Raw genomic sequence first — 24,982 nt, 5'->3', positions numbered from 1 at the left:
CCGCCACTACCAGGTCTATGGAAGCATCCGGCAGTGTGGTATGTTCGGCGGAGCCGTTAACGGCAATAAAATCGGGGTAGCGGTTCAGCAGCTTTTCAGCAGCTTCCCTCATTTCCTTATTAGGCTCTACAGCGTATACCTTATTTCCGTTGTCGAGAAAAGGCTGGGCGGAAATACCTGTACCCGCGCCAATGTCTGCCACAATAGTTTGGCGGGTAAGACCGGCAGCGGTTTCCAGGTACGGAATAACGGCCACAGGATAATGTGGCCGGTATTTGATATAATTATCTACGCGTGTGCTGAAACGTTCGGTATTTTTCATAAGTAATGAAGTTAGGACTATTCTCCTAATCCTTTAGGTTTCTTCTCTTCATTACCATGCGCTTCCAGGTCTGCCAGTTTTTTCTTACCGTAGGAAAGTTTTGTAATGAGCACATACAAAACCGGTACCGTAAAAATCCCCAGCACTGTAGCAGCCAGCATCCCTCCTACTACGGTAAAGCCTATATTAACGCGGGAAGCGGCGCCGGCGCCCTGTGCCAGGCACAATGGCAGCACCCCTAATATGAAAGCGAAGGAAGTCATGAGGATGGGCCGTAAACGCAGCTTTACAGCTTCCAGCGTTGCATCCAGCAACGGCATGCCCCTGTCTACACGTTCCTTGCAGAATTCTACGATCAGGATGGCGTTCTTTGCCGCCAGGCCGATCAGGGTGATCAAACCTATCTGGGAGTATACGCTGTTGGCCTGTTTCGTCAGCGACAGCGCCAGGATGGATCCGAACAATGCAATAGGCACCGCCAGCAATACAGAGAACGGCACCGACCAGCTTTCATACAGGGCGGTAAGCAACAGGAACACAAACAGGATAGATAATCCAAAAATGAGCGTACTACTGTTACCTGCTTCAATTTCCTGGAGGGATACGTTGGCCCATTCGAAAGAGAAATTTTCCGGCAGCACCTTTGCAGCCACTTCTTTCAGGGCATTGATACCATCGCCGCTACTGTAGCCGGGCTTGGTATCACCGTTGATTTCCACGGAACGGTACAGGTTAAAGTGATTGATTACCGGCGCTCCTGATGCTTTTTTGGTGGTGATCAGTGCGCTGAGCGGCACCATCTGCCCGGTGTTGTTACGGACATAATACGTATTCAGGTTATTGATACTGGTACGGTAGGTAGAATCTGCCTGCAATACCACGCGGAAGCTCCGGCTGAATTTAGTGAAGTCGTTTACATATAATCCGCCGAGAAAGGTTTGCAATGCGTTGAATACATCGCTCACGGCTACACCGAGTTGTTTACATTTATCGCGGTCCACATCCACATTGAACTGCGGCGTGTTAGCGCTGAAAAAGGCGTATGCGCGCGCTATTTCAGGGCGTTGGTTGGCAGCCATAAGGAACTGCCCCATTACCTGCAGGAACTGGTTAATATCGGGATTGCTGCGTTGCTCCAGCATAAAGGAGAACCCGCCTGTATTACCCAATCCGCGCAGCGTAGGCGATGGGATACAAATGATATTGGCGCCGATGATACGGCCGGTGGCCATTTGAATTCTTCCCAATACCGTTCCCATGTTATCGCCATGTTTATAGCGCTCATCCCAGGGTTTGAGGCTCACGAAGAAGGTGCCGGAGTTGGGCTTGGTAGCATTAGCCACAAAGTTGATCCCGGTGATGCCAAAGAAGTGCAACACCGCACTGTCTTTCAGCAGGATATCACTGATCTGTGCCACCACTTCCTTTGTACGCTGGGAAGAAGAGGCTTCGGGCAGCTCCAGGGCAATGAACATGGCGCCCATATCTTCCTGGGGCACAAAGGTGGTAGGTGTTTTCTTAAAAAGATAAAATGCGCCAACAAACAGCAGGGCCATAAGCACCAGTACTGCCGGCGTTTTGCGGATACTGAACATTACTCCCCTGCCATAGCGGTTGGTAAATCTTTCAAACCATTCATTGAATTTGAAGAAGATCCTGTTCAGTCCTCTTGATTTCTGTGTAAGGTGCGCGGGCTTCAGCAGGATGGCTGTAAGTGCAGGCGTTAACGTGAGTGCCAGGAATGCCGACAGCAGCACAGAGAAGGCGATGGTGAGCGCAAACTGCTGGTACAACCGGCCGCTTACACCGGGAATAAAGGCCACTGGCACAAACACCGCCGCCAGGATGAGGGCGATCGCAATTACCGGCCCCTGTACCTCCGACATGGCTTTGAACGTGGCTTCCCGCGGCGACATCAGGTTGGCATCAATATGATGCTGCACCGCTTCCACCACCACAATGGCATCATCCACCACGATACCAATAGCCAGTACGAAACCGAACAGGGTAAGGGTATTGATGGAAAAACCCAGTAACTGGAAAAATATAAAAGTACCTATCAGGGAGATGGGGATTACCAGGATGGGGATAATGGTAGCCCTCCAGTTCTGGAGGAACACGAACACCACGATCACCACCAGGATCAGGGCTTCCACAAAGGTTTCTATTACTTCTTCAATAGAGATCCTTACGAAGGAGGTGGATTCAAACGGTACCAGCCATTGCATATCATCGGGGAAACGTTTTGACATCTCCTCCATTTTCTTCATCACCAGGTCGTTCACATCCAGTGCATTAGCGCCGGGCGCCAGGTAGATGGCCATACCACTACCGGTTTTACCATCTGCTTTGGCTTCAATGGCGTAGGTAAAAGAGCCGAGGTCTATACGGGCCACATCGCGGAGGCGCACCAGGCTACCATTCTGGCTGGTGGCTACCACCACGTTGCCAAATTCTTCTGTAGTGGCCAGGCGGCCTTTTACGCTCACTGTGTATTCGAATGCCTGTGTATTGCGCATAGGCGCAGCGCCTACGGAACCGGCGGGTACCTGCTGGTTCTGTTCCGTAATGGCGCGGGCAATGTCGCCGGCAGTAAGACCGAGCGCCGCCATCTTATCCGGGTTCAGCCAGATGCGCATACTATAGTCCTGCGAAAAAGCATTTACATCACCTACACCGGCCACACGGGCCAGTTCCGGCTTCAGGTAAATATTCATGTAGTTATCGAGGAATTCGCGCGAATGTTTTCCTTTGGGAGAGTTCAGCGCAATTACCATCAACATATCATTGGAACGTTTCTTAACGGTTACCCCTACACGACGTACTTCGTCCGGCGTACTTGGCAGGGCCAGGCTTACACGGTTCTGTACATCCAGGGTAGCGATATCGGGATCGGTGCCCAGCTTAAAGCTAACGGTAATACTCATGGAGCCGTCGTTTGCACTCACCGATTGGATGTACATAGCGCCGGGCGTACCATTCACCTGGTTTTCAATGGGGGTGGTCACTGTTTCCTCTACCGTTGTAGAGTTGGCTCCCACATAGTTAGCCCTTACGTCCGTTACCGGCGGTGCGATATCAGGCAGCTGTGCAATAGGCAGATTGAACATGCAGATGAGCCCTACAATCACAATAATGATAGCAATTACGATCGTAGTATTCTTGCGCTCTATAAATGTTTTTGAGATCATACTGTGATGCTGATTTAATATTTATGGTTTGGCTGCACCTGCTCCGGCTCCGGCTATGTTCACGGTATCCCCGGGTTTTACCCGTTGCAGACCTTCCACTACGATCCTGTCGCCGGCTTTCAGTCCGCTGGTCACCAGTTGCATGGTATCCGTCACCGGTCCGGGCACAATGTCCCGGGCGCTGATCACGTTGTCATTTGAAATGGTATATACGCTGGTTTCCGATAAGTTCTGGATAATGGCTTTAGCCGGGATAGCCAGCTGTGTGGCGGGTGTACCGTATTGCATAACAATAACGATACTCATGCCTGATTTAAGCATACCGTCTTTATTGTCAAAAACAAGCCGTACCCTTACCGTACCGGTTTGGGGATCTACAATGTTATTGATGGTAAGCACTTTTCCTGCTTCTCCGTAGCGGGTACCATCTCCAAACTGGATATAAAATTTTTCATCGCCACCCTTACCATTCCGGATGCGGAGAAATTCCGGCAGGCGGGCCTGTGGGATATCCATGTCTGCAAACATGGGATGTTCATTCACGATGGTATTGATGAGTGTTTGCCCTGCGTTGATCACATCTCCTACTTTTACCTGCACGATACCGATCTTACCGGTTACCGGGGCGCGCACTACGGCGTGGTTTACATCGGTGCCGGCCCTGGCTACAGCCGCTTTTGCAGCGGCCACATTGGCCTGTGCAGTAAGCATGGATGTGTAGGCCTGGTCAACCGTTTGCTTGGAGATAGCGTCATGTTCCAGCAGGGATTTATATCTTTCGTAGTCCCGTTGCCGTTGTGCCAGGTCGGCTTCCGCCTGTTGCTGGGTGGCAGCTACCTGCCCGTAGGCGGCGGCATAGCGGCTCCGGTCTATATCATACAGGGGTTGCCCCTTGGTTACGTTGCTGCCATCGGCCACCCGGATGGCTTCCAGGTAACCGGAAACATCCGGTTTGAGCTGCACAATGTCGTGCGCCACCAGGGTAGCGGGAAATTTCTCCGACACGGTATATACGGCCGGTACTACTTCCGCAGCTACAACGGTTGGTTTCATCTTCCCCATCATGGCGGCCTGTTGCTGTTGTTTTTTGCTGTTGCCACAGGCTGCACAGAGTATCATTCCTGCCACATAAAAGGTCCGCTTGTAATTTATTAGATACATATGAGAAATTGATTGCGAATTACGAATGCTGATACTTTATTTGATTTTGCCCATGGCTTTATCCAGGTCTGTTTTACTGATCAGGGTGTTTAAGAGCGCCTGCACATAATCCACCTGCGCCTGTTTCAGTTCACTTTCCGCAGAAATCACATCCAGGCTGCTGGCCACTCCCTGTTCAAATTTGAGCACAATACGGTCATAAATTCCCTGCGTGAGGCTCATATTTGTTTTCTGGGTGGTGAACCGGGATTTATTGTTGAGGTATTGCGTATTGGCGTTGGTCACTTCCAGTTTGATCTGTTGTGACAGGTAACTGAGGTCGTTCTGTGATTTTTTCAGGGTGATTTTATTCTGCCTGATCTGGTGTATCCTTTCAGTGCCGGTAAAAATGGGCCATGCCAGGGTTAATCCCAATGCGGAGGCGCCAAAGCCGGTTTTATAAAGGTCGCCGAAATCTGCAGAGAAATAGTTCCAGCCATAGTTCACATAACCGTTCAGGGACGGCAGGAACGACATCTTCTTACTTTTCAGGTTCAGTTCATTCAGGGCGATCTGGGTGGTTTGGATATCGTATTCCACGCGGTCCTGCACCTGGTAATCAACAGTATCTGCGATGAAATTCTCCACATTAAGATCCTGCACCGTTTCTGTAAGGTCCAGTTTTGCTTCCTGCGGCATGCCCATCTGGAACTTGAGTAACTGGGTAGTATATACGAGTAAACGGATCTGGGTTTCAATATCGGTCACCACGTTATTATAGGATACCTGGATCCTGTCTACATCCACTCTTTCGGCCACCCCCACGTCGTAACGGGCTTTGGTGTCTTTCAGGGTTTTCTCCAGCTGGTCCATGTTGGCCTTGGAGAGACGGATGTTCTCTTCGTTGGCCAGCACGGCGTAATAGGCTTTTGTGATGGCCACGCGGGTGTCTATTTCCGTTCTTTTATAGGTTCTTTCTGCAAGCCCTCCATATACTTTTGCGGCTTTCAGCCCGAGGAAATAATCACTGTTAAAGATGGTCTGGTTTACCTGCCCGGTAACAGCCGATGCGAACTTGGTTCCAAACTGAACGGGGATCCTTACGCCGGAAGTCGGGTTGGTCAGATCAGGTATTAAAGACGTAGCCAGTTTCAGGTTGTCGGTAAAGCTGGCATTCACATCTGCATGGGGTAACAGCTTCCCGGTGGCTTCTTTGATCTGTTCCCTGGAGAAATCGATATCCAGCCGGGCATTTACGACATCGTTCTGATGTGCAAGTCCATACTGTATGCAATTGGCCAGGTTAAAAGCAAAAGGTCCCTGTTGCGCTGTATCTGTTTGCCCGTAAGCTCTTGTTATCCCTGAAAGTAAAATAAAAGTGCATAGAAAAAGACGACAATGCATACGTATTACTTTGAAAGTATATGATGATTGATAGATACTTAACAACAAACAGGTAAAAAGGTTCTGTTGGATAGCCGGCTGTTTCACCATCCCCTGAAAATGATGGAATGGCTAATAACGACCGCTAAAAGCTATTTTCGTATCTTTCGGAAAAGTTATTGTTAACTATGTCTATGTCTGTTATAAAAGAACCCAAACCGTTTTATCGTGAGTTTGAGCTGGAGCGATTGCTTCTTTTCAGTGATGCCGTGTTTGCCATTGCCATTGCGTTACTGGTCCTTGAAATCAAATTGCCTTCCCTTCCGGGGAAAATGCCTGTCAACGGTTACTGGGAGTTTTTTCAACCTACCGCTATCCAGTTCCTGGCCTTCGCGGTAAGTTTTGTTTTCATTGGAAATTTCTGGGTACGGCATCTTCAGTTATGCCGGTTTCTCCAAAATTACAATGAAGGATTGATTCATCGTCATCTTTTCTTTTTATTTTTTATTGTGACATTTCCATTTTCTACTTCTGCGTTGCTGCATACCAGTTCCCATTTCATGCTACCATTCTTTATTTATCTCTGTAACCTGGCGGGCTGCCTGGCGGCGCTGTTCTGGATCAGCTATTTTGTTTTCCAGAAAAACCCGGACCTGGCAGTGGCGGGGCATCATACAGAAAAGGAACTGTTATACCAGCGGTTTAAATATGGGTTTCTCACTATGGCAACAGGGTTTACGTGTATAGCTATGACCTATTTCCTGTTCCCGGAAAATACAGCGTACCAGCGTATCAGTTATATCCTGATCCCGGCGCTGGCATTGTTTAACTATTTCCGTTTAAAGATAAAAAAACGTAATACGCTCCGTCTCGTGCACAAAATGGAGACTAACCACTGAAAAAGCAGCCTATGTTGGAACTTGACAAGAAGGAAGCGCAGGTAATACAAAGGGCGATACAGTCGTGGCAGCAGGACCGGCTCATCAGCGACGACCAGGCCGGGGAGCTGCAAAAAAGCTACAAGGTGGTGAATACTGACTGGCAAACCCTTACGCTCTATATTTTTATTGCGGCTGTTTCCTGTGCCCTGATGGCTTTCGGATCGCTGGTGCTGGATGAGAAGTGGATTGAGATTATCCGGAAGAAGTTTTCGCTGACAGACGGTGTGATTGCTTTATTATTTGCCGCGCTGACTGTTTTCCTCTGTTACGAGGGATGGCGGCGCAATAAGCATCAGCCGCTGTTTTCCTTTAACCGGGAGCTTTTCTGGCTGTTGCCGGTTCTTAGTATAGGCGTGAGCGTGGTATACTTTGGTAAAAGCGTTAATTACCTGGAGGGGAATTACGGCGCTTTCTGGTTGCTGGCTACTGTTTGTTATGGCGTGCTGGGCATTACCCTGCATTCCCGGCTGTTGTGGGTGGCCACCCTGCTTAGCCTGATCCCGGCATATGTAAAGCTCACTTATTTCCTTACCGGCGATGCCTCCTATTTCCTGGGCATGAACCTGCCCTGCCGTATGGCTTTACTGGGCGTATTACTTACAGGAGTAGCCTGGTTGTTGCGTCAGTTCCGGATATATGCCCCTATCAAAGATATTACCTGGAGTGGCGGATGGTTGCTGTTGCTTATTTCCGGCTGGCTGATCTCTGTTTTCGGCAACTGCGGCACCTGGGATGAATGGCAGCAGTTGCGCCAGGTTCACCTGTTGCAATGGGTGATCCTTTACACGGCCTTGTGCGCAGGCGTGCTCCTGCTGGGCCTTCGTTTGAAAGACGACCTGCTGCGCGACCTGGGCGTGGCCTTCCTCCTGCTGGACCTGTATACCCGTTATTTTGAATATCTGTGGGACTTTACCAACAAGGGCCTTTTCTTTGGTATCCTGGCATTGTCGTTCTGGTGGGTAGGCCGGCTTATTGAAAAAAGAATGAAACAGGGAAACGCGCGAAAATAAAAAGGCCTGCGGCCGTTTGTCATCTTCCTGAAAAAACAAACGCCGCAGGCGCTTTGCTTAAGCTGCTACTACTTCACCAACGCCTATACCATAGCGGCCGGTATCTTTCACACTCCAGTCGTAATTCCCGGTGATCCATGAACGGAGCACTGATATATAGCGCAACAGTTCATAATCGGCTTCAGCACCTTTCAGGGGAAGCAGTTTTTCCAGCGCAACAAAAATGGCCACTTCCTCATTGTGCATGCGGGCGGCTTCGTTGATGGCTTCCTGCAGCGTGCATTGCCGGGCATGCTGTAATACCAGCACCAGGTTATGCACGTCGCCCTGCCGGGCTTCCTTTGTACAGGAGAACAGGTCGTTGGCCCAGCAAACAATATTGTTACAGGCCTGGATCATGCGCTGCACCAGCGGCTGCTCCACTACCTCCCTGCTGAGATAGATCTTCTCAATAATTTCGATGGCCTCAATATCTGCGAGGAGTGCGCCGGTATATGGCCGCATGTGCACATAGTCTGCAATAGAAGGCGTGATCCCCGCCTCCCGGTTTTCCGCCTCCCATATGCAGGAAGTAAAATAATCGTCCATACTCCGGATAAAGCGGAGCCGCCACGCAGGACTGCTGATAGCGCGCATACGTTCCCAGATACTGCTGAGGGCCGCGGATATTGGTCCCCCGGTTTCAGGCGTTACCTGGCGGTTGTGATGCAGGATGTCCATTAACCCTGCCATCATGCTCCGGAGGAAATCTGCTTTACGCCCTACCGTAGCTTCATCGCACTGGTCGTCGAGAATAAACAGCCAGGTGTTGAAATCCGCAATGATGCATAGCTCATGCAAAGCCGCGTCGGGAAAGGCCCTGGCGGCGAGCCAGGCAAAACGGGCCTTTTCAAAACGCCGGTGGGCTGTTTCTGTGGTAAGGAGGCCATAGGATGTTACCCAGGAAACAATGTGTTGCTGGGCTTCATGTACATGCTGGTTAAGGCCTGAAGGGAATGGATAACTGATAGTTGGCATTTGGATGGTTGTCATGTGTCTTTGGGTTTAATAGTTAATTATGGTGGGTAATAAAAACGACGCTGGCATTACCGGGACGAACCCGGAAGGTATCAGGGAGCAGGTACACAGGATCGGCCGCTGCTTAAAAGCAGAAGGCCATGCAAATTGGTGCTGTCATTTTATTTAAGATAAAACAACCCGGTTAACAGCAAAAAGTGGCATAGTAAAATAAAAGTTTAATTATACAGTATTAACCGGCGTACCGAGATATTGTAATACCATTGGTAGTGCGCGATGGAACCAGATCGTAAACGAAGCAGGTTCTTTTTCCATTAATTCCAGTATTTCGCCGGACGACAGGTAGCGGTAATCGCATACTTCGGAGACATCTGGAAATATGTTGCCGTTATAGGTACCCAGCAATACGTGATCAAATTCATGTTCGGTTAACCCGTTGTCAAAACCGGTCCTGTAAGTAAAAGAGAAAATCTCCCGGAGATCGCAATCGAACCCCATTTCTTCCTTTAAGCGACGGTGCGCAGCAGCAGCAGTATCTTCACCCGGATACGGATGGCTGCAACAGGCGTTGGTCCATAACCCTGCAGAATGATATTTCTCCAGCGCCCTGCGCTGCAATAAGATCTCACCTGCATCATTGATAATAAATACAGAAAAAGCGCGATGAAGTAATCCTTTCTCGTGAGCCTCCATCTTCTCCATCGTTCCAATAGCTTCATCCTGTTCGTTCACTAAAATTACGTCCGGTGATTTCATAGTCTGTCAAAGATATTTTAATTAAACTTCCGGCAGATAAAAAATAGGACAAAGAATAAAAAAACTCTACTTATACAGGTAATAAATGGTTGAATGGTTAACAGCGATACTTTAACGGTTATTTGGATAAATATAATATAAATTTTCCGGACTTTTGTAACACAACAACCACTAAAATGGCAGAAGACTTACAAATCATCAAAGGAAACAAAGCCGAGCAATATACATCCCTGATCCCACAGATAAAGGGATTGCTGGAGGGTGAGCCCGACCTGGTGGCGAACCTGGCCAATGTGGCCGCTGCGCTGAAAGAGCAGTTTGGATGGCTATGGGTAGGATTTTACCTGGTGAAAGGAGATGAACTGGTGCTTGGTCCTTTCCAGGGCCCTGTAGCGTGTACCCGTATCCGTAAGAACAAGGGGGTTTGCGGCAGCAGCTGGGCGCAGGCAGCCACGCTTATTGTTCCCGATGTGGAGGCATTCCCGGGGCATATTGCCTGCAGCAGCCTGTCGAAATCAGAAATAGTGGTGCCCCTGATCCGCAACGGAGAAGTAAAAGCCATACTGGATGTTGATAGTGAACATCTTGCTCATTTTGATACGACCGATCAGCAATACCTGGAGGAAATTGTGGCACTGATTGTGTTGTAACGGGGCGGATTTTTGTATCATCGCTTTATTGGAAACCATTATGTTTTTTTTTAAGAAAAAAAATACAGCGGCAGTACCACCGGCAGACCTGCTGGCATTCATGTCGACAGATATTCACTCGCACCTGGTGCCTGGTGTGGATGATGGCGTGCCCGATGTGGAAACGTCCCTGCATTTTATTGAACAACTGCAGTCCATGGGGATCCGGAAAATTGTTACTACCCCGCATGTGATGATGGACAGGTACCCAAATTCTGCAGGCACCTTAACAGATCCTTACCGGCAGGTACAACAGGAACTGGCCAGGAGGAACCACTCCCTTCCCTTTCATTTTGCCGCGGAATATTATCTCGATGAACAGTTTGTGCCGCTGATGCAGCAACCTTTACTGACTATCAGCGGGAATATGGTGCTGGTGGAAATCTCGTTTATGTCGGCCCCGCCGCAACTGGCGCAATGGCTGTTTGATATACAGGCTGCGGGTTATCAGCCGGTGCTGGCCCACCCGGAGCGGTATGGCTACTATCATGCAAACATATCACAGTATGAACAACTGAAGCAACAGGGCTGCCTGTTGCAGCTCAACCTGTTATCGCTCACCGGTTATTATGGCAAACATGTACAGCAGGCGGCTGAAAAGCTGATGGCTGCCGGCTTGCCGGACCTGATCGGTACAGACCTGCATCATGAAAAGCACCTGCACGCTATTGCCGGTATTGCTAAAAATACGAAGCTCCGCAGGGTACTGGACGCCTATCCGTTTGGGAATGCGGCACTAGGCTAATGAATCAGCATTACCGTACCGGTTTGTTTCCGGGCCTGTTGCTTGCTGTCGGTATACAAAAGCACCCATACATACGTAGCAGTTGGCAGGATCTGGCCTTTAAATAACCCGTCCCATGCGCCATCGGGGCTATTGGTGCTGAATACAGTTTGCCCCCAGCGGGTAAATACATCCAGGTGGTAATCGTGCACATCATCATGTATTTTAGGGCGGAACAGGTCGTTTTGCCCGTCGCCGTTCGGGGAAAATGCGGTGGGAACGAATACGGCGCAGTCGCGGATGTTCTGAATGATAGCGGCGTTTCCTTTTACCCCGCAATTGTTTTTGTCTTTTACCTGGTAATAATAAACGCCCGGGGAGAGCCCTCTCAAAACATTGTCTGATTGCCATTCCCCTGTTTCGAGGCGATAAGCATATGGCTCCGTGCCTCCCGTAAGGTTTAGTACTATTTTTCCATCCACCGTACTGCTGCAGCTTGTACCTGTTACATCCACGCTGGCAATATTCAACGGAAGAGGCTCTGCCAGTTTTATATTGCCGAAATTTTCCGTGCAGCCATGTTCATCTTTCACTTTTACCCGGTAATTGCCCGGCCTCAGGTCCTGGAATACAGGGGTATAGCTGGCATGGCTTTCATCGTTGAGATAATATTGATAAGGTGGTATACCTCCTGTAGTTTTAAGGATGATCTGGTTTTTATTGTCACCGTAACAACCGGAAGCCACTGTACTGACTTCACTTTTTAAATCTGTATCACGGATTACTGCAGAGGCGGTAGCCTTGGTACCATTATCTGATGTAACAATCACTTCATAATTCCCCTTTGCCAGGTTGCTGATGCTTGGAGTGGTTTGTCCGCCTGGTTTCCACTCGTATGTACAAAAGTGCGCCACGCCGGTAACCACCGCGTTTATGCGCCCGTTACTGGCGCCTATGCAGGTCGACAGCACCTCCAGTGTAACCTGGGGCACTTCCCGGATAGCGGCTGATAAGTTATCCATCAACAGGGCGCAACCATAATCACTCTGGCTACACTCCGAGGAAACATAAGCCACCAGGATGATATATCTGAAGCTCCCTGGTGTTTTGAATTCGGCTGTATATCTTTTCCAGTCGGTATGATAAAACTGAACCGATTTCCACAGCAATTCAGCCGGCGCTGTGGGCGAATTACTTCCATATATGGCCAGCTGGCCATAACAGGCTTTAAAAATATAAAGGGGGGCATATGCCAGGTCAAAAGACATGGAATAAGTACGCCGGGCCTGCAGGTTCACTTCCTGTGCAATTCCCTCCAATGCCTCTTTCCCGCTGTGTAAGCCTACGTAGGAAATTCCTTCGGACGGGCTTTGCGTGATTCCCAGCACACCGGGTTGTATATCCGGCGTATTCAGTGAAACAAGCCATCCTGGCGGCGCCTTCACCTGTCCTCTGACTCCTTCCAGCGACGGATTGTTTAGTATAATGTCCTGGGCAAACAAATACTGAACAGAAAAGAGCAAAAAAAATATCGCAGCGTTCATCTTTTTTAGCCGTGGCAAACGGGTTAAAAAAGCAGCTGCACGGGTTTTCAGTAGCACGAAATACAATGCAACGGATACGGTTTTCATAGAATTCACATTTCTGATAACAGGCACTACTGGTCTTTCCTGCTATTTCAAACTGGCTGTATAAGGTTTCTACCAGGTAATGGTATACGGGCGTCCCAAATATGAAAATACCAGCCTGTATTTACAGTTAAAGTAAATATTTAATATTTAACAGTAAAAGGATACATTGTTGGAAATAGATACAATAGGGACATTCACTTTAATTATTCAAGTTATTATTTTATAGATTATAGGTAAGCGTAAATGGTTACTGAAATATGTAATGCAAGATAAGAAAAAATATTATTTGAAATACAGCGGTAACAAAGACTTAAAACGGGACAAGAATAATGGTTGATAAAATGGAGTTACTCAGGCTCCAACAACAGTAAGCGGGGGAATAACCGTTCCTTCTTTTACAACGGTATTTCTTGTAACAACAGCGCCCTGGCCTACCAGCACGTTCTTTTCAATAACGGCGCCACCTCCGATATAGGCATTAGCGGCCACATGCGCAAAATCTGAAATGATGGCATCATGATCTATTACCGCTCCTGCATTTATGATTACATGATTACCTATGCGGCAGTTTGCCTGTATCACTGCATTCGCCAGTACCACCGTACCTTCCCCGATCAGGGCATCCGCAGCCACTACCACTTTCGGATGTATCAGCCGGGTAAATGTATGCCTCACTTTTGAGGCCAGCAGCTCCCTCACTTTGTTATTCCCGATGCCGATTACCAAAGGCAATGCGGGAAACAGCAAAGGATCATACGCACAGATCATCACCCTGCCATCTTCACTGTGATGTTGCGCATCATCAGAGAACATGACGGGTACAGTGGCGCCATTAATACTTCCCAGGTCGGCCAGCACATTTGCATGGCCGCCGGCTCCATAAATAAGAAATGACATCGGCATTACGCGGCTATTTTATGCATCAGCGCTGGTTTAACAATTACGTATACCAGCACCAACGGACCACATACAATCAATATATTCATCAGCAGATTTACCTGGTTGCCGATAATAAACAGGTCAATTCCACCCTGTATCAGCGCATACAAAGTGGCCACCCATAAATGCGGTACTTTCCGTTCATTCACCATGATCTGGTAAAAATGTAACCTGTGAGCTTTAAAAATATTCTGCCGCATCGATAAGCGGTGCAGGATAGTAAGTATCGTATCTACACCGTAAACCGACAGGAATAACAGGTATTTCCAATCGCCCGTAACAAAGATCAGTTTCAGCAACAACGTGATGATCCAGAATGCGATCGTTACGCTTCCTACATCTCCCGCAAAACACGCCGCTTTCTTCCGGAAATTAAAGAAGAGAAAAACTGCACAGGCCAGCATCGGCAGCCATATCATATCGGTATTGATGAAGGGGAAGCGCTGCATATTAACGAACTGCAATGCACCGAGGGTAACCAGGCTATACAAACCGGTGATACCATTAATCCCATCCATAAAGTTATAGGCGTTGATGATGCCGATAACCAGTATATACAATGCAATTACCACGTACACGGGAAAGCCGGTAAAAACAGTCAGGTAATAAAACATCAGCGACACTGCGGCAATATGTACCAGTAAACGCACCTTGTTGGGCAAAGAATACATATCATCCAGGAAGCTGATGATGCCTATAATAACAATACCTATAGCAGGAATACCAAATGCACTAAAATTCAGGCACAATGCAACAATGGCTGCTACTACGAAAATAATCCCACCGCCCCGTATGGTAATACTGGAGTGAGAGCTGCGCTCATTGGGCTTATCAATAATATTATAATGCGCAGCCAACCTGAAATAAAGCTTTATAAGGATAAAAAAAGCTGCTGCAAATGCCAGGTACATCATACTATAAATCGTATTTTATCGGTAACCACCGAGGGTTGCCAGTTAAGCGCTTTCTTTGCTTTAGAATCGCTGAAAGTTAATGTAGTGGTGATCTTCCTCAGTTTATCGCTGTTAACGGGAAACCTGTTTCCCAGTATATCGCCGGTGAAGGCCATCATTTTTGCCAGTGGCATCGGGATGCTCCAGGGATCTTTTTTTCCCATGCCCCGGGCTATACAATGTTCCAGCTCCCGGAAGCTGGGATGATTGCCATCCGTTAAATTATAGATGCCGCCCGTTTCCGCGGCAACGGGTATGATCTCCGCAATATCCTTTGCCCATACAATGCTTTTCCTGGCATTGGCTTTACCAATGCTCAGGTACTTACCGCTTTTGATCCCCCGGATCATCGCCTTGAGATTTCCCGGAGGATTGTTACCCGCGATCAGCGGAAGACGTAAAATACTGAGCTTAACCCGGTGCCTGCCGCACCACTCCGCCAGGTATTCTTCCGCCATGATCTTACTTTTGGCGTAAGGCGTATCGCCTTCCAGCGGGTGATCTTCCGCGATCAGCACCCCTTCCTCCCTGCCATACACCGCCACGGTGCTGATGAATACAAACGCTTCAGGAATAGCCGCCGCTTTCTCCAGCGACTGGCAGAGGTTTACGGTTCCCTGGAAGTTTACTTTAAAGAACGCTTCTTTTTCTGCTATACTATCCGGAATGCTATGGGCTTTACCTGCGCAGTGAACTACATATTGTACTGCCGGCAGGTTGATCACTATCCCGCTGGTAAGATCCGCACCAATGTGCCTGTTGCCCGAAACAGGCGACTGTCTCCCCAGTGTAATAAAGTTGTACCTGTCGCCAAGCGTGTCAATAATTTCCCTGCCCAGAAAGCCGGAAGCCCCTGTTAGCAATATATCAGTTTTCACTTGTCGTCATTTTTAAATACTTGTCCAGGATGATTTGCCTTGTATATTTTGTAATGGCCAATGATCTTGCCCTCTCCCCTTTGTTCTTCAATTCCGATACATCTTCGGGCGACAAATTATTAAAGAAATCCAGCAGGTTACGGGTATCCCTGATATCATAGCACCAACCTACATCGTTCTCATTGATCATTCTTGCTATTTCGCTTTCTTTATCACCGATAAAAAGTATGGGTTTCCCGGCTGCAAGAATATTGTACGATTTCGAGGGAACGCCCAACCCGGCCATTCCTTCCTGTAAGGAAACAATGCCTACATCTCCGGCGTTCAGGAATTCACGTTGCTGACTACGGGAGAAAGAGCCGAGCATAGAAACATTTCTCAGGTGGTTAACGGCCACAAACTCCTGCATCTCCTGTTTTACAGCGCCTTCCCCGATAAACATAAAATGCACCAACGGATTCTGAATAAGCTTAATCACATTGCACAGCTCCATTAATCCCTGGACGCGGCCGAGGTTCCCGGCGAACTGAAACACAATTTTATCCGTAATATCGAGCTGCTGAACAATACTATTTTCATTTTTCACCATGGGGAAAATGCCTTCTGTATCGGCCCAGTTTTCCACTACATAGATATCCGGTTTTCTCTTATACCGGCTTAGTTTTCTTTCAAAAACTTCTTTCATGTCCCTGCCCAGAACAAACAGCACAGCCATTTTACTATAGGCTTTATTAAAGATATACCTAAGCAATTTATAGCCAATGCTGTTGGCTTTCATTAGCCGGGCAGCCACGAGGTTTTCCGGGAAAACATCATGTACAATGGTAAAACATTTCAGTTTTTTCCACCTGCTGATCAGGGAAACCAGCAACACCACCGGGGCTGGATTGGTTACAATAAGCACACGGTCGCCTTTACGGGCATTCCGCCAAAGCTTAAACGACAGCTGTATACTTAGCATCACCATCCTGAGGGAACGCTGTAATAACTTGTCTTTATTCAAGGGCAACGCCTTCACACGATGAATGGTTACATGCTCATTTGTGAACGCGCCATCAGCTACTATATTGGATTTCTGATAAGAAGCGGGACCACATATCACATGTACATCGCTGTCCCGGGCGATGTGCGCACTCACCTCTGTCATAATATAAGCGGTGGAAGTTTCTTCCGGGAAGAATAACTCAGTTACCACCCATAATTTGTCTCTCTTCATTATTCATAGTTTTTCCAAACTGTTCTTTTTACATAATCAGTATAGGAAATAATAATCCTCACTACTTTGTCTGCCACATTAGGCATGGTATAATCGCTTACCTCTCTGAAATTACGTGTATCCCTTTGCTGGTATTCCAGTTGCTTCAGCCCCTGTAATATCCTTTCCGGGTTGAGCCCTACCATCATTACAGACGCTTCTTCCATTGCTTCTGGTCTTTCATGCGCTTCCCTGATATTCAGGGCCGGGAAATTCAGGATAGAAGATTCTTCCGAGATGGTGCCGCTATCAGACAATACTGCCTTCGACTGCATCTGCAGGGCGATATAATCACTAAGCCCATATGGCTTCATCAGCTTCACCAGTGGGTTGAACACCACTCCTTTCGCTTCAATCATTTTACGGGTACGGGGATGAGCGCTTACAATTACAGGCAGGCCAAAGATATCAGCAATACTGTTGAGTGATTCCACCAGGTTGCCGAAGTTCCTGTCTGAATTAATATTCTCCTCACGGTGGGCAGATACTACGAAGTACTGCTGAGCTTTTAACTGCAACTGTTCCAGTATGGAAGATTCCTTTACTTTGGGCAGGTAGTGATGCAATACTTCATACATGGGGCTGCCTGTTTTAATGACCCTATCGGCAGGCAATCCTTCCCGCAGCAGGTACTCCCTGGCGATATCGGAATAGGTGAGATTGATATCGCTGGTATGATCTACAATTCTCCGGTTGGTTTCTTCCGGTACCCGCTGATCAAAACAACGGTTACCCGCTTCCATATGGAAAACAGGAATCTTTCTTTTCTTGGCCGGGATGGCGCATAAACAACTATTGGTATCTCCAAGTACGAGGAAAGCATCCGGTTTTTCGGCTTCCAGTACGGGGTCTATCTTAATCAGGATCTGACCGATTGTTTCTGTAGCGGTTTTACCGGCAGCTTCCAGGAAATGATCCGGCTTACGCAAACCCAGGTCTTCAAAGAAGATCTGGTTCAGCTCATAATCGTAGTTCTGGCCGGTATGCACGAGTACATGCTCAATTGCTTCCGACTCATCCAGTTTCGCCAACACCCTTGATAGTCTGATTATTTCCGGCCTGGTACCTACTACTGTCAGTACCTTTAATTTCTTTACAGCTGTACTCATGATAGTTATTGTTATAAAATCTTTTAAACAGTTTCAAAGTAGGTATCAGGATCTTCCTGGTTAAAAAATTCATTGATCCAGAACACCGTATATAATTCTTCTTCCCCGGTATTTTTAATATTATGGGTATACCACACCGGCATATCTACATAGGATGGCTCATTACCATCCAGTTCAAAATTCAATACTTCTTCCGTATTGTATTTCCTGAGTTGTATCAGGGCTTTTCCTTTTATCACCAGGAATCTTTCAATTTTTCTGGTATGAAAATGATTGCCCCTGGTAATACCCGCATGGGTAGTGGAAAAAGATACCTGCCCTCCTACTTCCAGTTTAACCATTTCCACAAATACGCCCCTGTTATCTGCATGTTGTTTTAGTTTAACCGGGAAAAAAGTTTTGTGGTCGATATAACTCCTGAAAGTATTGAACAGATGAACACTCAGGGAATCCGGCAATGCCGGGATGATTCCCTGCTCCAGGTACTGCTCTTTAAAGTTAGTAAGCCTGGAAAGGATCTCAGACACATACAGCTCCGCGGTAGGTTTCACCAGAAGATCGCCGTTACCACTGTTACTGCGGATCTCGCGGATGATGAGCGAAGAAAGCTCATCTACATGAATCAGCTTCAAATGGCCATCCTGGTCTATTTTCGGCGTTTGCCCGTTACACAGCTGATGACAAAAAGTAGCTACTACAGAATTATAAAACGGCTTGCCAAAAGGCCCAAACACATTGGGGATCACCAGGCCGGTAAATTTCGCATGATGTTCTTCCGCCCATTTCACCAGCAATTCGCGGCCGCCTTTTTTTGATTTGCCATAGAGGTTATCACGCTCCTCCTGTGTGGAAGAGGAAAAGAGCACATGGGGATTATTCCCGGCTTTGGAAAGTGCATTTACCAGCAGCTGTACCAGCTCCAGGTTGGTGTCGTGGATCACCTGCTGATCGGGATGCCGGTTCAGGGCAGCAAGGTGCACAATTACATCGCATTGTTTCACCCATTCCGTCAGTTGATCTGCTGATTCAAAATAGGATCTGCTGAAAGGAACAAGCGTAAACTCGTCTTTCAGTAAACTGATCCTGTTAAACAGGTATGATCCTACAAAGCCGTTCTGGCCGGTGATTCCTATTTTTTTCATTTTATATTTTATTCCAGTCTAACCATAGTGAAGCGTCAAAAGACCAGCGGTCTTCCCCGGATTGTTGCAGATCCAGGTCTGAGTAAACCATTAGTACAGATCCGGGCTCCAGTGCTTTTATTCCATTGGCATACCCGGGAGGGATGCTTAATACAGCGGGCTCATCTTCTTTCAAGATAACATATTCTGCTTTCAGATCCGCAGATGGCTTGTTCCAGTCGTCAATTTCCACCCAGGCCAATACAAATTTTCCTTTCGGTACATAGAAGTATTTTTGCTCCACTTTATGTCCCTGCCAGGCGCGAACGATGCTGGTATCCGGGTGTACAATCTGGTAAAAACGTTTTACACCCGGGAATGTGAAGTCGTTCACAAAACTGAGGGAGCCTCTTTCATCAGAGAAAATGCCTCCTTTTATGACTGCTGCCTGTGCCATTAATTTTTCAGTTGTTCCTGTACATAATCCAGTTTCAGCAACAGCGCTTTCAATTCTTCATCGCTCAGCCTGTAGGTATTATGTGAATGATAATCCTGTGCTTCCGCAATTTTGCTATCTCCTTCTGAGAAGTATTTGGCATAGTTCAGATCGCGGTCATCTGCAGCAATACGGTAGTAGTCGCCCAGATCCTCTGCTTTCCCGAACTCTTCCCTTGTCAGTAATGTTTCGTATAATTTTTCGCCATGACGGGTACCAATTATTTTGATTTCGTTTTTAGCGTTAAAGATATCGCGGAGCGCTTCTGCCACCTGCCTGATAGTAGCGGCGGGTGCTTTCTGTACAAAGATATCACCCGGATTCGCATTTTCATAGGCGAACAATACCAGTTCCACCGCGTTATCCAGCGACATCATAAAGCGTGTCATTTCGGGATCAGTAATGGTCAGCGGCTTACCTGCCTTGATCTGTGAAATGAACAAGGGAATAACCGATCCCCTGCTGGCCATTACATTTCCATAACGGGTGCAGGTAATGAGCGGGTTGGTGCGCAGGCGTGCTTTGGAGATAGCTACTTTTTCCATCATAGCTTTGGAAATACCCATAGCATTGATAGGATATACCGCTTTGTCTGTTCCCAGGCAGATGATCTTGCTTACGTTATTCTTAATGGCTGCTTCCAGTACATTTTCGGTGCCATGTACATTGGTTCTTACTGCCTCCATCGGGTAAAACTCACAGGAGGGCACCTGCTTTAACGCGGCGGCGTGAAATACATAGTCTACTCCTTCCATAGCGCTGTCAATGCTTCTGAAATCGCGCACATCGCCCATATAAAACTTCACCTTATCGCTGCGGAGTAAGTTGCGCATATCATCCTGCTTTTTTTCATCGCGGCTGAAGATGCGGATTTCCCTGATATCAGTATGTAAAAAACGATTCAGTACTGCGTTACCAAATGACCCGGTACCGCCGGTTATCAATAAAGATTTGCCTTCAAACATGATTATTTCAATTTTAATAAAACGTCAACAATTCTTTCAGCTGTTTTCCCATCCCATAATGGAGGGATGCCGCCGCTTTTCCAGTTGCCTGAAAAAAGCTTTTCGAAGGCGGGAGGAATAGCGTCTGGAGATACTCCCAGTAATTCATTAGTGCCTATCTCGCAGGTTTCCGGCCGTTCGGTGTTTGCCCTGAGCGTCATACAGGGTACATGCATTACGGTTGTTTCTTCTGTAATGCCGCCGGAGTCTGTGATTACCGCCTTTGCATATTGTACGAGGTAATTGAATTCAAGGTATCCCAGGGGCTCTATCATATGGAGATTAGGCGCCTGGATCCCGATGTTGGCCAGCATTTTCGCTGTGCGCGGGTGCACCGGAAAAATGAGGGGTAAGCCTTTGGAAGAATGAATGATCCCATCCATCAGGCGTTTCAGGTTCTGCTCCTGGTCTACGTTACCGGGGCGGTGCAGGGTCATCACTATATATTCTCCTTTCTTCAGGCCCAGCTCATTCCATATTTCGGGTTGTTTGAAATGTGGCTGATGCTTCAGCAGGGTATCGATCATGGTATTTCCAACCAGGAACAGGCGGTTTTCCGGTATACCTGATTTGCGCAGGTTTTCGTTGGCTGTTTCCGTAGTAGTAAAGAAATAATCTGTAATGGCATCCGTGAGTAAACGGTTGATTTCTTCCGGCATGGTCCAGTCGCCGCTGCGGATACCGGCTTCCACATGCGCCACTTTTATATTGTTCAGCTTCTTGGCAGCCAGTGCACAGGCAATGGTAGAGGTTACATCTCCTACTACCAGTACCAGGTCGGGCCGTGTTTCCATCAGTATTTTTTCATAGCGGATCATGATGGCCGCTGTTTGCTCCGCCTGTGTTCCTCCACCTGCTTCCAGGTTGATGTCTGGTTCAGGGATACCCAGTTGTTCAAAGAAATCGGCACTCATTTTTTTGTCGTAGTGCTGACCGGTATGAATAAGCCGGTAACGGATTCCTTCCTCCTGTCTTTTCTTTATCGCTTCAATAATCGGAGCTATCTTCATAAAGTTGGGCCTGGCTCCGGCTATAATATCTATCAACATAATTTATCTTTTATAATTTTTAAAATCCTGTCTGATATTTTCGATGGCTGCTGGTGTCAATATTGTTTGGAAATGGGCGATGCTTTTCTTTAATGCCTCTTCCGGCATATCCCACCATTTAAGCTCCTCCAGTTGCGCGATGATCTCTTCTGAAAACCTGTATTTTATGATTTTAGCCGGCACGCCACCTACTATAGCGTAAGGCGGCACATCTTTCGTTACCACTGAATGAGCGGCTATGATGGCCCCGTTTCCTACTGTTACTCCTCCCATAATGGAAGAGTTCAATCCTACCCAAACATCATTTCCTATCGTAACGGGCGCCGGGCTGTCATCAAATTTATCCTCCGTGATCCACGAATACCCGGTTCCGTTGCGTACCGCAAAAAATAACGGTGACGTAGATACGAAATTGACAGGATGCGTACCGATTCCAATCACTATGTTCTTGGAAAATGAACAATACTTTCCGATAGTGGTATTATTGATATTGGTATTATGTCCTATATAAGAGTATTCACCGATCCTGCTTTTCCTTAATACTACAGATCGCTGTATGCGGCTTTTGTCCGATATCACCGTATGCCTGTCATAAAAAACAAAGAATGACAAATGACGGTTTCTCCACCAATCGCGCAGATGCTTTAAACTAAAGTGATGAATGATCAGTTCAAGCATTCCTTCTTTTTTTAAGTGCGTATTCCACGGCTCCGATGATTGAATCTGCCATTTGTTCCGGCGTCCTGTTGTTTCTATAATGCTCCTGGGCATTTTTTCCCATGCGGATCACTTCCTCTTTATTATCTATAATCCACTGCATTTGTTTGGCAAGGGCATCTACGCCGCCTTCATAGATGATGCCGTTTTTCCCGTTTGTAATATTCAATACTTCCCCACCGGTGATGGCATTCTTCTCTGTTACAAAAATGGTGGCATACCCCATGCTGGTAAGCACCGACAGGCCCGCCTGGTTGGGTGATATACAGGCCAGGGCGCGGGTATAAAAAGTTTTGAGGATCTCGCTGTCGTAGATAGCTCCGTGTAAGAATACTTTATCTTCCAGGCCCTCTGCTTTCACCCATTGTTCAATGGAAGCACGTTCTGGTCCATCCCCAATGATATTGAGCACCGGAAGATCCTTATTATTTTTTCTTAGCTGATTATATGCCTGTAAAAGCTGGTCTATTCCTTTTTCCTTATACAGTGTGCCTACAAAAAGGAAAGTATTCCTGTCTGCTACAAGACCATTTACGGGGCTTACATAGGTAGTATTGTTGGCTACAAATATTTTATCAGGGTTAAAGCCTGCCTGTACAAATTTGGTTTTGGGATAGTCGCTGTAGAAAATAAGCGATTCCGCTTTTCTCCCGAAGAAGTTTCTTACAAAGTCCCATTGCTTCTTATCATCGAACTTATTGGCGTAGGAAGCAGAAACCCCAATGCCCCAGAAAGACATGCTGTATTTTCTCCAGGGATTAAACATAAGCCCCATTAAACGCAGCCATCTCAGCTCATATAAGCCTATCACTGCATCAAATCCTTTGCAGAGCTTATGCAGGGAGTCTTTATGTATAAAAAAAGGCCCTACCTGTTTACCAGGTGTATACACTGTTTTATAAGGGTATTTTTTATTGAGAAACTTAGGATCGGTATAGGCAACGGTCAGATCGTATTTCTCATTGATGATCTCAAATATTTTCTCACGGTATGGCCACACTTTATTATAGACAATCAGTAGTTTCATTTCATTATTTTTTCTAAACAAATAAATAAGGGTTATTTTTTAAACGTTCTAAGGATCTGATCACTATACATTATTACCAGGCTGTCGTGCCGTTTTACAAAGCTTTCCAGGTCAGGCGCTTCTCTTGAAATCTGTTTTTGCTTTTGCTTGTAGTAATATACTTCTCCATCCCAGAATACCAGTCCGGCGGGCTTATTACCGTTTACCTGCGCGTCCATGATCTTGTCTACATAAGCGGAGAATGCATCCGGCGGCACCAGGGTCATAAACGACTCTCCTTTTCCCTGCCAGCGTGGCCATACAAAGGGCAGCACCGGTTTATTAAGTTCCTTTCCCAGCTCCAATGCTATACGCAGGTTATTTTCAATATATCTTTCATTATAGCTTCTGCTTACTACTCTTTCTGAATAGATCATATAAAGAGAAGGACAGATCACATCCACATATTTCAGCAAATCGCGCAGCTGATAACACTGGCGCTGCCATTTTTCGCTGGCAGACACTGTTCTGAAGGGCAATCCGTAGATACCCCATTGTACGTTGGGGCGTTCCCGTTTGGCAATAGTCACCGCCTTTTTAAACTGCGTGGCTATTTTCTGATAACCAGGATCACTTGCATGGTTGTTGGTTAAAATATCCAGCGCTTCTCCTTCCCAATCGAGGATACATACACCGGTCGCATTTTTATCCGGGTATATTTTCCGGATAATGTTGGTGAGCGACACGCTATCCACGTTCAGGCTGTTTTTTGTAACAATACTGCTTTGCCCGATCATCTTTGCAGTGGAGATATTGCCCTGCCGCTGGATATATGCATTGGCTTTATCGCCCAGTCCGCTGATGGCCATATACAGCCGCGGATTGTCCTTTGAAGGCGCTTGTGCATGGGCAGTCAACACTGTACCGGCACAACATGCCAGCCATCCTGCTACGTATAAATTAAATCGCTTCGTCAAAGTCATGATCACATCAGTTTAAAGATTCATTAAATGACTGGTCCCTGATCTCAAAGAACAGCGCTAACAGGATCCACAATCCCGGGGTGATAAATATGCCGCCTGACGTCATAGACAGGAGCAGGTATCCCAGTAATATTACCAACAGGGCGATATAACGGTACATCCGGTGCCTGGCGGCGTATCCCGCTTTTACCAGCATCTCAAAAAGGATCAACAGGAACAGGATGCCTCCTACCACGCCCAGCGACATCAGCAGTTCCAGGAATACATTATGCGGGTAAATATGGCTATGGTCTGTTACATATTTATCGCCGATAAAAGGATGATTGCTGAACTGCTCCCAGGCGCTGGCGTATTCATAATCCCGGTCTTCCTTCTCCCCGTTTGCCACGTTATCAAAGAAGTGGGTAAGACGATAGAAAAGAAACACATCATCAGAAAATATCCTTGAGCCTACCCCACTCATCATCAGGCCACTGATCAGGATAAAGAATACCAGCGCTGCTTTCAATACCATACTCACCTTATTGCGGGACATCCTCAGTTTGAAATAGCAAAGAATCAGTATGGATAATATGAGGGAAAGGAAAGGGCCCCTGGATGCGCCAATCAGTACATTCGCCACTCCCAGCACTACACAAAAGGCAATACCAAGACGGTTGCCTATACCC

24 protein-coding genes are annotated in these 24,982 nt (G+C 47.1%); 4 read left to right on the top strand and 20 right to left on the bottom strand.

Translation table 11 applies throughout. The annotated features are described in order from the left end of the window. The 4 genes from VIM72_RS13230 to VIM72_RS13215 all read right to left on the bottom strand — a co-directional run. The coding region (locus tag VIM72_RS13230; RefSeq protein WP_332003305.1) for a class I SAM-dependent methyltransferase at positions 1 to 322 on the bottom strand (322 nt) is incomplete at its 3' end. 17 nt (positions 323 to 339) lie between these two features. Next, positions 340 to 3,513, bottom strand: coding sequence for a multidrug efflux RND transporter permease subunit (locus tag VIM72_RS13225; protein ID WP_332003304.1), 3,174 nt, complete (start codon positions 3,511 to 3,513; stop codon positions 340 to 342). Positions 3,514 to 3,534: 21 nt separating this feature from the next. Further along, the gene (locus VIM72_RS13220) at positions 3,535 to 4,674 is read right to left on the bottom strand and encodes an efflux RND transporter periplasmic adaptor subunit (protein WP_332003303.1); all 1,140 of its coding nucleotides are present in this window, start codon (positions 4,672 to 4,674) and stop codon (positions 3,535 to 3,537) included. Positions 4,675 to 4,710: 36 nt separating this feature from the next. Then, a complete protein-coding gene (locus tag VIM72_RS13215; protein ID WP_332003302.1) occupies positions 4,711 to 6,057 on the bottom strand; it encodes a TolC family protein in 1,347 nt (448 codons plus the stop codon). Positions 6,058 to 6,230: 173 nt separating this feature from the next. Here VIM72_RS13215 and VIM72_RS13210 point away from each other — a divergent pair, with 173 nt between their 5' ends. Both VIM72_RS13210 and VIM72_RS13205 read left to right on the top strand, forming a co-directional pair. Beyond that, complete coding sequence (locus tag VIM72_RS13210) at positions 6,231 to 6,935, top strand: TMEM175 family protein (protein WP_332003301.1); 705 nt, start codon at positions 6,231 to 6,233, stop codon at positions 6,933 to 6,935. Between the two features lie 11 nt (positions 6,936 to 6,946). After that, positions 6,947 to 7,987 (top strand): hypothetical protein, encoded by a 1,041-nt coding sequence (locus VIM72_RS13205; RefSeq protein WP_332003300.1) that lies wholly within the window; start codon positions 6,947 to 6,949, stop codon positions 7,985 to 7,987. A gap of 57 nt (positions 7,988 to 8,044) precedes the next feature. On the opposite strand, the gene VIM72_RS13200 is transcribed toward VIM72_RS13205, so the two are convergent. Together VIM72_RS13200 and idi are read right to left on the bottom strand one after the other, a co-directional pair. Then, entirely contained in the window at positions 8,045 to 9,019 is a 975-nt protein-coding gene (locus tag VIM72_RS13200) for a terpene synthase family protein (protein ID WP_332003299.1), read from the bottom strand. A gap of 207 nt (positions 9,020 to 9,226) precedes the next feature. Further along, a complete protein-coding gene (gene idi, locus VIM72_RS13195; protein WP_332003298.1) occupies positions 9,227 to 9,760 on the bottom strand; it encodes an isopentenyl-diphosphate Delta-isomerase in 534 nt (177 codons plus the stop codon). Positions 9,761 to 9,936: 176 nt separating this feature from the next. On the opposite strand from idi, the gene VIM72_RS13190 reads away from it, so the two are divergent. Together VIM72_RS13190 and VIM72_RS13185 are read left to right on the top strand one after the other, a co-directional pair. Next, positions 9,937 to 10,410, top strand: a complete 474-nt coding sequence (locus VIM72_RS13190) for a GAF domain-containing protein (protein ID WP_332003297.1) — start codon at positions 9,937 to 9,939, stop codon at positions 10,408 to 10,410. A 40-nt stretch (positions 10,411 to 10,450) separates the two neighbouring features. Next, positions 10,451 to 11,194 carry a tyrosine-protein phosphatase gene (locus tag VIM72_RS13185; RefSeq protein ID WP_332003296.1) on the top strand — a complete coding sequence of 248 codons (744 nt, stop codon included), beginning with the start codon at positions 10,451 to 10,453 and terminating at the stop codon, positions 11,192 to 11,194. Here VIM72_RS13185 and VIM72_RS13180 read toward each other — a convergent pair. The 14 genes from VIM72_RS13180 to VIM72_RS13115 all read right to left on the bottom strand — a co-directional run. Next, a complete protein-coding gene (locus VIM72_RS13180) occupies positions 11,191 to 12,804 on the bottom strand; it encodes a gliding motility-associated C-terminal domain-containing protein (protein WP_332003295.1) in 1,614 nt (537 codons plus the stop codon). The two genes, VIM72_RS13185 and VIM72_RS13180, sit on opposite strands and share 4 nt — an antisense overlap. Positions 12,805 to 13,155: 351 nt before the next feature. Next, positions 13,156 to 13,701, bottom strand: coding sequence for a hypothetical protein (locus VIM72_RS13175; protein WP_332003294.1), 546 nt, complete (start codon positions 13,699 to 13,701; stop codon positions 13,156 to 13,158). A gap of 5 nt (positions 13,702 to 13,706) precedes the next feature. Next, positions 13,707 to 14,657 carry a glycosyltransferase family 4 protein gene (locus VIM72_RS13170; RefSeq protein WP_332003293.1) on the bottom strand — a complete coding sequence of 317 codons (951 nt, stop codon included), beginning with the start codon at positions 14,655 to 14,657 and terminating at the stop codon, positions 13,707 to 13,709. Then, positions 14,654 to 15,574 (bottom strand): NAD-dependent epimerase/dehydratase family protein, encoded by a 921-nt coding sequence (locus VIM72_RS13165; RefSeq protein ID WP_332003292.1) that lies wholly within the window; start codon positions 15,572 to 15,574, stop codon positions 14,654 to 14,656. Before VIM72_RS13165 ends, VIM72_RS13170 begins: the two co-directional genes overlap by 4 nt. Further along, complete coding sequence (locus VIM72_RS13160; protein WP_332003291.1) at positions 15,564 to 16,790, bottom strand: glycosyltransferase family 4 protein; 1,227 nt, start codon at positions 16,788 to 16,790, stop codon at positions 15,564 to 15,566. Before VIM72_RS13160 ends, VIM72_RS13165 begins: the two co-directional genes overlap by 11 nt. Beyond that, entirely contained in the window at positions 16,790 to 17,938 is a 1,149-nt protein-coding gene (gene wecB / locus VIM72_RS13155) for a non-hydrolyzing UDP-N-acetylglucosamine 2-epimerase (protein WP_332003290.1), read from the bottom strand. The genes VIM72_RS13160 and wecB (VIM72_RS13155) overlap by 1 nt, the downstream gene beginning before the upstream one ends. A gap of 23 nt (positions 17,939 to 17,961) precedes the next feature. Further along, positions 17,962 to 19,080: an NAD-dependent epimerase/dehydratase family protein gene (locus tag VIM72_RS13150; protein WP_332003289.1), complete on the bottom strand. Its 1,119-nt coding sequence runs from the start codon at positions 19,078 to 19,080 to the stop codon at positions 17,962 to 17,964. A 1-nt stretch (position 19,081) separates the two neighbouring features. Then, positions 19,082 to 19,516 carry a hypothetical protein gene (locus VIM72_RS13145; protein ID WP_332003288.1) on the bottom strand — a complete coding sequence of 145 codons (435 nt, stop codon included), beginning with the start codon at positions 19,514 to 19,516 and terminating at the stop codon, positions 19,082 to 19,084. Continuing rightward, a complete protein-coding gene (locus VIM72_RS13140; protein ID WP_332003287.1) occupies positions 19,516 to 20,520 on the bottom strand; it encodes a polysaccharide biosynthesis protein in 1,005 nt (334 codons plus the stop codon). The genes VIM72_RS13145 and VIM72_RS13140 overlap by 1 nt, the downstream gene beginning before the upstream one ends. Before the next feature lie 2 nt (positions 20,521 to 20,522). Continuing rightward, a complete protein-coding gene (gene wecB / locus VIM72_RS13135) occupies positions 20,523 to 21,608 on the bottom strand; it encodes a non-hydrolyzing UDP-N-acetylglucosamine 2-epimerase (protein ID WP_332003286.1) in 1,086 nt (361 codons plus the stop codon). A 3-nt stretch (positions 21,609 to 21,611) separates the two neighbouring features. Continuing rightward, the gene (locus VIM72_RS13130; RefSeq protein WP_332003285.1) at positions 21,612 to 22,286 is read right to left on the bottom strand and encodes a CatB-related O-acetyltransferase; all 675 of its coding nucleotides are present in this window, start codon (positions 22,284 to 22,286) and stop codon (positions 21,612 to 21,614) included. After that, positions 22,279 to 23,352: a glycosyltransferase family 4 protein gene (locus VIM72_RS13125; protein WP_332003284.1), complete on the bottom strand. Its 1,074-nt coding sequence runs from the start codon at positions 23,350 to 23,352 to the stop codon at positions 22,279 to 22,281. The genes VIM72_RS13130 and VIM72_RS13125 overlap by 8 nt, the downstream gene beginning before the upstream one ends. 32 nt (positions 23,353 to 23,384) lie before the next feature. Further along, positions 23,385 to 24,314 carry a hypothetical protein gene (locus VIM72_RS13120; RefSeq protein WP_332003283.1) on the bottom strand — a complete coding sequence of 310 codons (930 nt, stop codon included), beginning with the start codon at positions 24,312 to 24,314 and terminating at the stop codon, positions 23,385 to 23,387. Positions 24,315 to 24,321: 7 nt separating this feature from the next. Beyond that, positions 24,322 to 24,982, bottom strand: a 661-nt coding sequence (locus VIM72_RS13115) for an O-antigen ligase family protein (protein ID WP_332003282.1), incomplete at its 5' end; no start/stop codon positions are given.

This window comes from Chitinophaga sp. (assembly GCF_036569185.1).
GTDB lineage: Bacteria > Bacteroidota > Bacteroidia > Chitinophagales > Chitinophagaceae > Chitinophaga.
This window is presented reverse-complemented; position numbering and strand designations above follow the sequence as displayed.